This is a genomic window from Bacillus sp. B1-WWTP-T-0.5-Post-4 (assembly GCF_009183795.1).
GTDB lineage: Bacteria > Bacillota > Bacilli > Bacillales > Bacillaceae_G > Bacillus_A > Bacillus_A cereus.
In genome coordinates this window covers 124,425-137,405 of the sequence record NZ_WEIJ01000005.1, presented here as the reverse complement: position 1 = coordinate 137,405, position 12,981 = coordinate 124,425, and the positions used below count along the sequence as shown (strand labels likewise).

Genomic DNA, 12,981 nt, shown 5'->3' with positions numbered 1-12,981 from the left:
TTCTTATTTCACTTTCTTTTTTTCAGCTCTTTCTCTCGCTTTTTTTATATAGCTTTCTGCATCTGGTGTTTTACATGATGTTGCACCATGATCAACCTCTATTTTTCCAATTTCACTTGCAATTTCAATCGCTTGTCGCTCTAAGTCTTCATTACGAATTCCTATTGCGATTAAAGCACTATTCATCGCTTCTTTTTTTCTATTTTTTTCATTATGTATATTTTCTTTAATCTCTTCTAAGTACGGAGAGAAGAAATCATCATGTAACGTTTTATTTTTAATCGCTATATTTGCTAATAAAGACCAGCCAGCTCTTCCAATCCATTCATCATTAGACTTTGTCCACTCTTCCATTCTTTCTATTGCAATTGGCGAAGTACATATAGATGTCATAAGAACATCCATTAAACAGTAATAATCAACATCCTGAATCCAACTATTAAGCTGTTCTGTCGTTATTTTTTTCGGGTCTAAAATATAAGTTGCTAATGTCATTGCGTCCATATTTTTCGTTTCCCACAATTCAACTGCTAAATCGTGATCTTTTTTTATCTTCTTTTTTAACAATTTTAAATTCGCAAAACTAACTCCAAATAACGGCTCTTTCGCTCCGTGGTTTTTATACGTTTTTCGATTTTGTTCTGTTCCATATTCCTCTAGTTGCCGCATTACTTCCTCAAGTAACATATACCCACCTCTTTATCTTTTATGTTGACTGTATATATGTATGTACGATATATTCTACATTACTTTTTGGTTTTCCTATATTTATTTTTAAAATACGGTATGTGAAATTTTTAAACAATGCACAGCTATACCATCAAAAAACTATACATGTTAAACATACAGTTTTTTGATGGTATCAATTTTCCGTAGAATAAGATATAAACTACGAAAGAACTTTTAATGAGATGTGTATTTCCAACATGTTTAGAAAACTCTTTAAAATGGTTTACTATCATACTTTTATACCTCCTTCATAAATTATGTTTATTACATTTATTCTTAGCCAAAATCTTTCTACATTTTAATAACTCTCTCAATAAGATTTTCTTATATAAAAATCCCTACAAACACTGTAGGGATTTATGTGTAAATCATTTTGTTACACTCTATTTCATATGAAAATAGTTTCATTCAGATGCATTCATAAGCACAATTCTCCAACCATCTGGATCCTCTATTGTGGTTCCTTTCTCTATCCAATATGGGTTTTCTGGTTCCACCTCATGATAACCCATATTACGTAATCGATTTACTATCTTTTCAATTTCATCTTTATTAGGCATATAAAAAACTAGTAAATTATCTTTTGTCGGTGCCGGACATGGACTTCCATTAACATGTGTAGTAAACTCCAAATGATACTCTTCATCTGGTAACCCAAACATAACCCCGTCATATCCTTCATGATTGTGAAATTCCCCTATACGTTTTAATCCTAATCCTGTTTCATAAAAACTTATCACTTTTTCAAATCTATCTGTTGGTCTTGCAATTCTAAATTGAACCCAATTCTTCATGCAAATCTCCTCCTTTTTATTTTCCAAAGCTTTATTACTATATTCCCTTTAACATCCCTCATTAGGGTAAGCTTCCTAAGTTGAAAGAACTATTAGTTAATAAACAATAGGACTTTAGTATAAATTGCTATTTTGCATTGTTTCTAATGTTATCCATGACTGCCCAATTGGATTAACATACTGTCTTTCCTCATTACAAATTTTACAGCGAGAAGGTGCTTCTTCATTTTCGGGATACTATACTCCACATGTAGTGCAAATATAATTATTCATATTCCCACTCCTTTTTTCATGTAATTGTTTCTTTACCAATATTTTAATAAAAATCAAAAATATTCGAATCAATAATTGGAACGAAAACGAAGTGATACGAAAGTATGATTTGGTGATTGAAAGTTTAAATAATAAAGTTTAAATTCATCCTATTTTTCAAAACTGCAATTGATATAAAATCTTGCATACTTTTGAGTAAACTTTTTTACACTTGTAAAAAAGTTTTTTTGCATTTCCCTACCTATAATTGCTAATATAGTAGAGTAGAACTTTTATAGAGAGAAGGAAAATTATGCACAATGGAATTCGAATGACAACTTTAGTAAAAAGGGCTATGTTAGTTTGTGCGGGGGTATTATTCACATACGAAGTAGCTTTTGGATCAGTACATACTGCTCTAGCTAGTACAGAGGATGAAGCAAAATCTGTTCAACTTGTAAGTGAGATTCAAACATCTCTTGCTCCGAAAGAAGCTCCAAAACATTATAACGGGCAAGTTAGAAAAGTCGCTTATTTAACATTTGATGACGGTCCTGGAAAATACACAGCTGAGCTTTTAGATATGTTAAAGAAAGAAAATGCAAAAGCAACATTCTTCCTAATTGGTTCAAACGTAAAAGCTTTCCCTGATCTTGTAAAACGCGAAGATGCTGAGGGCCACTACGTTGGGATGCACAGTATGACTCATAACTACAAGAAACTTTACACTGAAGGTCATTACGTAGATGAAATGAAGGAAGACCAAGGCTTAATCGCTGGTGTTTTAGGTAAATCACCAGTATTAACTCGTCCATCTTACGGCTCTATGCCAGGATTAAACGAAGCTCTTCGCAACAAAGTTGTAGAAAATGGCTTAAAAGTTTGGGATTGGACAATTGATTCTTTAGACTGGAAATATAACAAAATGCAAGTTGATGCTGCATCTGCTAAAATTGTAGAAAACGTTCTAGCTCATTCTACAAATCCAACAGAAGTTATCCTTATGCATGATATTCATCCACAATCAGTAAAAGCAGTACCTGGAATTATTAAAGGACTGAAAGAAAAAGGATATGAATTAGAAGCATATAATGAGAACGAACACTTCCCATTAAACTTCTGGCATGATAATCGTATGTAATGAAAAGACTTGATTTCCTTTAGCTGGGAATCAAGTCTTTTTATCATTTTGGGAATTACTCCTCGTATATTCGACTCAAACTCCCCCTTCTCTAATATCAATAAAAATTCAAAATCACATGTTATACTATAATTTAGTTTAAATAAGTAGGTGCCATATGATCGTATATACAGTACAAACTGAAGAAGCATGGAAACAATTTAAGAAACTTGGTTATTTAGAAGGTAATAAAGAATTCATCGATCCGGACGATGTATATTCATATGACTGGATGGTGCGCGTCGCTAAAACAAGATTGCCTCATTACGAAGGTAACTACCCTATTTGGGTCTGGGAAGCAAATAATTACCCAAATCGAAATCATAAGGCTTGGGGTAGAACAAATTCAAAAATGGTAATTTTAACACTAGATGTACCGAAAGAATGGGTACTATGGAGCTATTTTGACTATTGGTGCTGTGCTATGACTGATGGATCAACATATTTACATACAAAAAATAAGTGTACTTTAGATGAATGGTATACATATATGGATAAGGAATACGGGATAATATTTGATTTCGACTATTTATTATCTCATCCTGATTGGTGTCTAGGTAAAGAGGATTCGTTAGAAAAACAAGGTGTTATCGGCAAAATACCCCTTTCCTTCGTGAAAAAAGTAAGACGTTTTCGTGCTAAGACAGATAAGTCTATTAGTAAAATCCGAAGTGATAACTGGGATAATAGAAAAGAAAACCGCATTAAAAAGATGAATCGAAAATTAAGAAAGCGAAACGATAAACAAAAAAGAATACAAAAGCGACTTATACGAAATTAAAACATATATCAAAATACAGTAAGAAATTATGGATTGAATATACAAATTCAATCCTATTTTTTATATTATCAACACTTTAGCACATATTACTCTTAAGGAGTGATATGTATATGGATTTTCTTTCATCTGAATATTTGTCTGCCTTGCTTGCCATTATTGTAATCGATTTAGTGTTAGCCGGAGATAACGCCATTGTAATTGGATTAGCAGCAAGAAGATTACCGAAAGACCAACAAAAGAAAGTTATCATTTGGGGAACCATTGGAGCAATCGCTATTAGAGCTCTCGCTACCTTAGTTGTCGTTTGGTTATTAAAAATACCTGGATTACTCCTAATTGGTGGTGTACTTCTTATTTGGATCGCTTACAAGCTGATCGCTGAGGGCAAAAATCATGATATTAAAGCCGAAGAAGGATTTTGGTCTGCTATTAAAACCATTATTATTGCTGATGCGTTAATGGGCATTGATAATGTACTAGCTGTTGCAGGAGCTGCCCATGGTAACTTTTCTTTAGTAATCATCGGATTATTAGTGTCTATTCCAGTAGTCGTATGGGGCAGTACATTGATTTTAAAATGGGTGGATCGTTTTCCTGTCATTATTACGATCGGAGCAGCCGTTTTAGCTTATACTGCCGCGAAAATGATTGTAGATGAGAAATGGTTCGCTGGATTTTTCGAAAGTAACCCTTTCGTTAAATGGGCATTTATCATTATTATCATCGTCGGTGTAGTTTTCTTCGGAAAGGCAAAACAAAAAGCAACAGCTGGTTCTGTCTCATAATGATGGTATATTTACAAATAAAAGGCGCTATTCATATGAATAGCGCCTTTTATTATTTATTTAGCTTCCCCTTCCGGAGTCGTTTTTACCTTCGTTTTGTTTTTATCGCGGTTGTTATAGTTATACTTCGAACGATCTACTGGAGTGAATCCTTCCGGTGTGTAGAATCGTAATAAGTCACCATTTACGACTTGGTCAGAGTATTTTAGTGAGTTTTGAACCATTTGTTCATTTTTCTTTATTTCATCTGTAAATTCTACAGGTTTTCCAGTAGTTGTATCATAGTATTTGCCGTTTAGTGCAGTAACTGTTGGGCTTACGTAGTTACCGTTACGGAACGCAACGACTTGTTTATGATCTGGTGATAATAAATCAGAACCGAATTGAACATAGTTTTTTGTATCTGTACCTAGTAAGTGTAATAGCGTTGGGAGAACGTCAATTTCACCACCGTATTGATGTTGTACGCCACCTTTCACTCCTGGTACACGAACGATTAATGGTACACGTTGTAACTGTGCATTTTCAAATGAGTTCATTTCTTTACCCATTACTTTTGACATTGCTGCGTTATGATTATCTGAAATACCGTAATGGTCTCCGTACATAACAATAATTGAGTTATCATATAAACCAGATTGTTTCAAGTAATCGATGAAGCCTTTTACAGATTCATCTAAATAGCGTGCTGTTTGGAAGTACGTATCTACTGATGAATCACCTGTTGTTGCTGGTTCAATCGTTGCTTCTGCCTTATCGATTGGATAAGGGAAATGGTTCGATAACGTAATAAACTTCGTATAGAACGGTTGTTTCAACGTTTGTAATAACGGAATAGATTCATTAAAGAACGGTTTATCTTTTAATCCGTAGTTTACTACATCTTTTTCATTCATATCGTAGTATGACGCATCAAAGAATTTATTAAAACCAAATGATTTATAAATATCGTCACGGTTCCAGAATGTTTTGTAGTTACCGTGGAATACTGCTGATGTGTATCCTTGTTGTCCTAAAATAGCTGGTGCTGATTGATACGTATTATGAGATTTCGTTGTAAAGACAGAACCTTGCGGTAAACCAAACATTGAATTCTCTAACATAAACTCCGCATCAGATGTTTTCCCTTGTCCTGTTTGATGGAAGAAGTTATCAAAATAAAGTGTATTCGCATCTTTTGTAAATGAGTTTAAGAACGGTGTAACTTCTTGACCATTTAATTTGTAATCAATTAAGAAGTTTTGGAATGACTCTAAATGAATGTAAATTACGTTCATTCCCTTTCCTTTACCGAAATACTCAGGGTTTGGACTTGCATAAGTTGATGTTAAATAATTTCGTACTTCTGTCATATTATCGCCATCAGCTAATGCTCGTTCTGTCGATGCTTTCGCACTTTGAATTCCATCATAAATTGTGTAGTTGTATGCACCTAAATATTTCACAATATAATTACGGTCAAACGTTCTTGTTAATAATTCAGGACGGTCAGACTCTGCAAGACCTAAGTTAACACTGAATAATAAAATACCTGCTACAAATACTAGAGATAATTTATGCTTCGCAACACGAATTGGTTTTGGATTTGCAAATTTTGTTGCGACTAACACAATTAATATAATCGTGTCTAAGAAGTATAATGGATCATAAAGATGTAGCAACGCAAGAATACTACCACCTAAATCTCCAAAGTTATTCGTTTGTGTTAATGTCGGGAACGTAATAAAGTCACTGAAAAAGCGATAGTATACTACGTTTGCGTATAAAAGAATCGACAATAACAAATTAATGATAATTAACCAAATATAAGATCGTTTCCCTTTTGCAAATAATGCAAGTCCTAAAAATAGAACTGCTGAACTAAGCGGGTTAAAAAACAGCAAGAATTTTTGAATTGTGTTTGAAATTCCTAAATTGAATTCCGTTACATAAGCTGCATATGTTTTGAGCCACAATAAAATAACGGCAAACAGAAAGAATCCAAAATGATTGCTTAACACACTTTTGCTCTTTAATAAGAACTGTTTCATTTCTCCACCTCTTTTGATCATCCAAGGCTTATTTTTTTATAAGTCTGTCTCTCTATTCAAATTTTCTTCTTCAAATAGATTATCTTTATTTAACTATATGAAGAATATTAGTAATTATAATTTGAAGCTAGTATTTATTCAACTATTTCTTTCTAGACATTTTGACCTTGGTTTCTATTTAACAAAATAAATTTGTAACATTTCCTGTTTTCTCCCAAGATTCATCCACTAATTATGACACCCCATACTATATACCTTTATAAACTCATTCGCAAACTATTCTATCTCCAAATTTGGTACATATTTCACATGACAAAATAATACGATTTGATTATATTACTCCACTTACATTTCCCTTCTTCAACTAACTCTTTAAATCTTAAAGTCATTACATCCCTTCATACATGAAAAAATTCTCCTGTTCATTAATATTATATTTGAATAATTATTCATTTGACCGACCAGCGATGTTACGTTTTCTCGACAAAAAAACTCGCTCTAAAAAGAGCGAGTTTTTTCATTATATATTATTGACCTTTGTACATTGCATCTACTTGTTTTTGAAGTTCCTCATTTTCTAAGAACTCATCATAAGTAGCCTCTTTATCGATTACACCGTTTGGTGTTACTTCGATAATGCGGTTTGCAATTGTTTGCACGAACTGATGGTCATGAGATGTGAATAAGATTGTACCTTTGAATGCAATTAAACCGTTGTTTAATGCTGTGATTGACTCAAGGTCTAAGTGGTTCGTTGGATCGTCAAGTGTGATTACGTTCGCACCACTTAACATCATTTTAGATAACATACAACGAACTTTTTCGCCTCCAGATAATACAGAAACGTTCTTCTTAACTTCTTCACCTGAGAATAACATACGGCCTAAGAAACCACGTAAGAAGCTTTCAGACTCATCTTGTGGAGAGAATTGACGTAACCATTCAACTAAGTTGTAATCACTGTTCTCAAAGTACTTAGAGTTATCTCTTGGGAAGTAAGATTGAGAGGTTGTAACACCCCATTTGAATGAACCGCTATCCGGCTCCATTTCACCCATAAGAATTTTAAATAATGTTGTCATCGCAATATCGTTACGGCCGATAAATGCAACTTTATCACCTTTATTTAAAGTGAAGTACACATTATCTAACACTTTTTCACCATCAATTGTTTTAGACAGACCTTCAACAGTTAATAAGTCATTTCCTACTTCACGCTCAGGTGTGAAGCCAACGAATGGGTAACGACGTGATGACGGTCTAATATCATCTAATGTAATTTTGTCTAATAATTTTTTACGAGAAGTTGCTTGTTTCGCTTTAGAAGCGTTTGAACTAAAGCGTGCAATGAAGTTTTGTAACTCTTTTACTTTCTCTTCTTTTTTCTTATTAGCATCTTGTGTTAATTTTAAAGCTAATTGGCTTGACTCATACCAGAAGTCATAGTTACCAACATAAAGTTGAATTTTACCGAAATCAAGGTCAGCCATGTGCGTACATACTTTATTTAAGAAGTGACGGTCATGGGATACTACGATAACTGTGTTTTCAAAGTTCATTAAGAAGTTTTCTAACCATTGAATCGCTTTTAAGTCCAAGTGGTTGGTAGGCTCATCTAATAATAGAATGTCAGGTTGACCGAATAAAGCTTGAGCAAGTAATACTTTTACTTTCTCTGCCCCAGTTAATTCTGACAATTTCTTATCATGAAGGTCTTCACCAATACCTAAACCTTTAAGAAGAATTGCAGCTTCTGACTCAGCTTCCCAACCGTTAAGCTCAGCGAACTCACCTTCAAGTTCAGCAGCGCGCATTCCATCTTCATCACTAAAGTCTTCTTTCATGTAAATAGCATTTTTCTCTTGCATTACTTTGTAAAGTTGCGTGTGACCCATAATTACTGTTTCTAATACTGGGAACTCTTCATATTCGAAGTGGTTCTGTTTTAATACTGCTAGACGCTCACCTGGCGTAATATGTATGTCACCTGTTGATGGTTCAATTTCTCCAGATAAAATCTTTAGGAATGTAGATTTACCAGCACCGTTTGCTCCGATTAAACCGTAGCAGTTACCTGGCGTGAATTTTATGTTAACATCTTCAAATAATTTGCGATCCGCGAAACGCAAACTAACGTTACTTACTGTAATCATTTGTGTCCTCCTACTAATACCGCTTATTTCAGCGTTTTCTCACCGATTGTCTTAAAAAATCGCATATTACGACTCAATTATTGTAGACTATAGCTATTATATAGTAGAAGCTGGATGAATAGCAACGGTTGATTACCTTTCTACAATGAAATCGGATAGTTTTTGTCCATTCCCCTAGCTATTGTATGTATATCATCGACCTCTTTCTCATATAACCTTTCACTGCTCATTCTGTAATATATCGGATTCATTTTCATCTGAAATATTATATACCGAAAAAACTGTAGAGAAATCATTCCCTACAGTCTCTTCTTATTTCGTATTTATTATTTTCTCTTTGTAACTCTTCATTTTACTCGTTAACCCTATTAACGCCGGTAATAATATCGGCATCACAATTAAAGCTAATAGAAGAAGTGCAACGCCAACTACTGATGCAACTTGTATAAGTGTTAATACACCTGATGGAATTAATGCTGCAAATGTCCCGCCTAAAATTAGCGCCGCTGATAATACAACTCCTCCTATATGACGAGATGCAGTTACAATTTTCGTTACCGAATCCCCTTCTATCTCGTTATAGCGCATCATTACGAAAATACTATAATCCACTCCTAAAGCGACAATCATAATGAAGCTAAAGAATGGAACATTCCAGCTTAATGAATCTACATGTAATACATGTGCACTAATTTGTTCGCTTATACCGAGTGATGCGAAGTACGCTAATAGTAATGAGCCAATAATAAATATTGTGTTTAGTAATGAGCGTGTAATTACGATTAATACAATCGCAATTCCAATTAACATAATTGTAGCTGTACGTAAGAAATCTTGCCCTGTTACTTCTTTTAAATCAACGTTTCTAGCTGTTGTTCCGCCAATTGCTGTTTTCGCATCATGTAATTCCGTTCCCTTTACAGTGCCATCGATTGTTTTATTGATTTCTTGAATAATTGGCATCGCTTCTTTTGAATACGGATTTACATCTAAAATGATAGTCATTTTAGCAATTTTTCTATCCTGTGACATGTACGTGTTCAATGCTTTTTGGAAATCCTCTCCCTCTAGCACTTCTTTTGGAATATAAAACTTCTCAGAGCTCTTCGATTCATTGAGCTCCCCTAAATATTTTTGTGCGTCATGCAGGCCATTACTTACTTTTCCAAGCCCTTCTGTACTTTTAGATAAACCGGATTGTAATTGCCCCATCTTTTCTTGCAGGTCTTTAAGGCCCGTTAAAAGTTGTCCTTGCCCATCGTTTATTTTCGTTAATCCAGATTGTAACTCAACTGATTTATTTGCAATTTGTTTTGAACCTGAAGAACCTTCATTTAATCCATTTTTAAGATCGGCTGCTCCCTTTTGTAACTTATTAACTCCATTGCTCATTTCTTTTAAGCCGTTATCCACTTTCAGTAACGATTGATTCGCTTCTTTAAATGAACTCATCGCCGTTTTGTGCTGTGTTGCTAATTGATTTAATTCATTTGAAAGTACGCTTAATTTCTTTTGAGCCTCTTTAGCAATTCCTATCGTTTGTTGTATGTTTGGATCATTCGCTAATTCTGGTTTCGTTTGAACGAAATTGGTCATTAACATTTCAATTTGTTCATATCCCTTTTTCGCACCATCAATCGCTTGAGAAATACTTCCGAAGTATTGATCGTAAGAGTTTAAACCTTTTTCTAACTGTGCATAACCAGCATGCAGCTGCGACGTTGCATTAGATAGGACATTTATATTTTCGTTTACTGAAGCTAAACCACTCTCAATTTGCTGTGCTCCTTGTGCACCGTCGTTTATGCCATTTGATAATTGATGTAAAGCTGTTCCTAATGCTGATACCCCGTTTTTCGCCTCGTTCGTTCCATCAATTAATTTTTGAACATTCGCAAGACTATTTGAATCATTACTTCCCATTTTATTTTTCGCATCTGTTAATCCATCATTAATTTCCTTTATGCCACCATCGGCATCTCCTAATCCTGTATTCAATTCTCCCGCTTGCTTATTTAAATATAATTCTTTTATCTTCTCACCAGTTGGACGTGTTGGTGCATATACTTCTGACACACCTTTTACTTTCAAAATCTTATCAGTTAGTTCATCTAAAGTTTGAAGCGAACTCGCCTCATCTAACTTGTTATTCGATTGAATGACTAACGTACTTGGTGAAGAAAAACCAGGTGGAAAATGTTCTTCTATTACGTTAATCCCCATTTTCGACTCATATTTATTGTCTACTTCAAATAAATCGTTGTAATTAAGTGTATTAGAATACTTTAATATGAAAGGAATTGATATCACGAATACAATAATTAAAGCTACAAATGGTCTCACTACTGAGTTTTTCGCAAAGAATCCCCATAGACGACTGTCTTCATGACCTTTAAATGTTTTAACGGGATAAAACATCCCTTTTCCTAAAAGCACCATAAAAAACGGATTTAACGTAGTTAATACTAGTAATAAAACTGCGACACCAATTGCTACCGCTGAAGTAGATTGATATAATTTAAAACTTGCTAACGCAAGTGATGCAAAACCAATTAGCACCGCAATTCCGCTATATAATACAGTTTTACCTGCTGATTTAAATGTTTCTTTTGTAGCTAAAAATGCATTTTCTTGTTTACTTAATTCTTCTTTAAACCTCGTATATAATAAAATATTATAATCTGTTCCTACCCCAAACAGGACGACGACTACGAACACTTGTGTAAAGTTTGAAAATGGAAAATTAAATTGATCTACAAGCTGAGCAATAATCCCCATTGAAACTAAATACGATATACCAACTGTAAGAAGAGAAACAATTGGAACAACTGGTGAACGGAATACGAGGATTAATACTACAAGAATGAAAATGATTGAAATAACTTCTGTCTTTTTCACTCCCTCTTGAGAGGATTTAAGAAAATCACCCGCTATTAAGTCACTTCCTGTTAAATACGTTTTTACCTCTTTCGTTTGCACTTTTTCATGAAGATTATTTGAAACCTTTGATATTTCACCGTGTTTTTTATCTATCGATATTTGCGTTAAAATAGTCGTATTATCTTTAGAAACTAATTGTTTCTCCAAGTCTTTATTGTCTAAATGTGAAACAACTTCCTTAATTCCTAATTGCTCTTTTTCATTTTGCAGGGCGTTGATTGTTTTTGTTATTTCCTTCTTTTGTTCATCTGTTAAAGCTGCCTTATTGCCACTATTAAAAACGGCTATAATTTCATACTTTTCAACCCCTTCTTTATCCATCTCTTTCATCATCTTGTCAGCAATACTGCTTTGCTTTGTATTAGGGATTGTAATTTTCCCTTTTTCCTTCACTAATTTATCCATATTAGGCATCGTTACGACCATTGTAATAGTAATAACTATCCATAATAGAAAAGATAAACTTCTCCAACTTTTTAACTTGCTCATTTGAATCATCTCCCGTTTTGAAAGTTTCACGTTAGTAACGGAATGAACGTTCATTCCTATTATTCTATTACGTTATTTTGTAAATTCTATTAAACTAGCCTTTCCGGAATGAATGTTCATTCCCTTAGTTACACAAATATCCTTTCCTACTCTCATTTTTTTAAATCTATTTAGGAATGAATATTCATTCCTGTCCTTATAAAGCTATAGAATCAAATGATTCTAATAGCGTTCCAAGAGCTTTCTTCTAATTCTTTTACTAACTCTTTCGAGTATTCTAATTGCCCTGTTGCAATTACTTTCGTTAATTTTTCTAGCGGTTGATATACAATAATAATTAAAGCAACTGGAGGCAATGGACGAAGAAAACCTTTTGCGATTCCATCTTCAATAATATTCATAAAGAAGCCTATAAAATCATCAAATATTTTCTTACTCTGTTCATCAAGAAAATAACTATCACAGTGAGAATTTGTAAATAAAAAAGCATCTACATTGTTTCTCGCAAATTCAAATAAACGGTTGTACGTATGACTAAACTGTTCACGAATATTTGCTTCAACAGGAAAATCCGTTTTTATTATTTCAGAAAGCTCTAACATACTTTTTGAAAATAATGAGTTAACAAGTGCCTCTTTATTTTCAAAATAGCGATAAATAGTACCCGCACCGACTTTTGCCTTTTCAGCGATCATTGGAATTGTCGTACCATCGTAACCACGCTCTGCAAAAAGTTGCATCGCAGCATCAAAAATATCCTCTTGTTTGTTTTTAGCCATTTTTTCCACCTCTATTTTCAGGAATGAAAATTCATTCCGTTTTTAATTATAAATTACAGGGAATAAAAG

General features: G+C 33.7%; 9 protein-coding genes. 3 read left to right on the top strand and 6 right to left on the bottom strand.

Going from position 1 to position 12,981, the window contains the following annotated elements; all coding sequences use genetic code 11:
- Positions 1-3 precede the first annotated feature (3 nt).
- Both GBN91_RS17245 and GBN91_RS17240 read right to left on the bottom strand, forming a co-directional pair.
- Positions 4-687 (bottom strand): DNA alkylation repair protein, encoded by a 684-nt coding sequence (locus tag GBN91_RS17245; protein ID WP_000923471.1) that lies wholly within the window; start codon positions 685-687, stop codon positions 4-6.
- Between the two features lie 446 nt (positions 688-1,133).
- Positions 1,134-1,523, bottom strand: a complete 390-nt coding sequence (locus GBN91_RS17240; RefSeq protein ID WP_000800679.1) for a VOC family protein — start codon at positions 1,521-1,523, stop codon at positions 1,134-1,136.
- Between the two features lie 565 nt (positions 1,524-2,088).
- Here GBN91_RS17240 and GBN91_RS17230 point away from each other — a divergent pair.
- From GBN91_RS17230 to GBN91_RS17220, 3 genes are all read left to right on the top strand, one after another.
- Positions 2,089-2,916, top strand: a complete 828-nt coding sequence (locus GBN91_RS17230; protein WP_000551451.1) for a peptidoglycan-N-acetylglucosamine deacetylase — start codon at positions 2,089-2,091, stop codon at positions 2,914-2,916.
- A 157-nt stretch (positions 2,917-3,073) separates the two neighbouring features.
- Positions 3,074-3,736, top strand: a complete 663-nt coding sequence (locus GBN91_RS17225; protein WP_000637704.1) for a DUF3841 domain-containing protein — start codon at positions 3,074-3,076, stop codon at positions 3,734-3,736.
- A gap of 110 nt (positions 3,737-3,846) precedes the next feature.
- A complete protein-coding gene (locus tag GBN91_RS17220) occupies positions 3,847-4,521 on the top strand; it encodes a TerC family protein (RefSeq protein WP_000346955.1) in 675 nt (224 codons plus the stop codon).
- Between the two features lie 56 nt (positions 4,522-4,577).
- Here GBN91_RS17220 and ltaS read toward each other — a convergent pair whose 3' ends face one another.
- The 4 genes from ltaS to GBN91_RS17200 all read right to left on the bottom strand — a co-directional run bounded on the left by ltaS (position 4,578) and on the right by GBN91_RS17200 (position 12,912).
- Complete coding sequence (ltaS, locus tag GBN91_RS17215; RefSeq protein ID WP_000808770.1) at positions 4,578-6,551, bottom strand: lipoteichoic acid synthase; 1,974 nt, start codon at positions 6,549-6,551, stop codon at positions 4,578-4,580.
- A gap of 527 nt (positions 6,552-7,078) precedes the next feature.
- Positions 7,079-8,704, bottom strand: coding sequence for an ABC-F family ATP-binding cassette domain-containing protein (locus GBN91_RS17210; RefSeq protein ID WP_000633864.1), 1,626 nt, complete (start codon positions 8,702-8,704; stop codon positions 7,079-7,081).
- 312 nt (positions 8,705-9,016) lie between these two features.
- A complete protein-coding gene (locus GBN91_RS17205; protein ID WP_144596324.1) occupies positions 9,017-12,133 on the bottom strand; it encodes an MMPL family transporter in 3,117 nt (1,038 codons plus the stop codon).
- Positions 12,134-12,345: 212 nt separating this feature from the next.
- On the bottom strand, positions 12,346-12,912 hold the full coding sequence (locus tag GBN91_RS17200) for a TetR/AcrR family transcriptional regulator (protein ID WP_001107299.1): 567 nt from the start codon (positions 12,910-12,912) through the stop codon (positions 12,346-12,348).
- Positions 12,913-12,981: the final 69 nt, after the last annotated feature.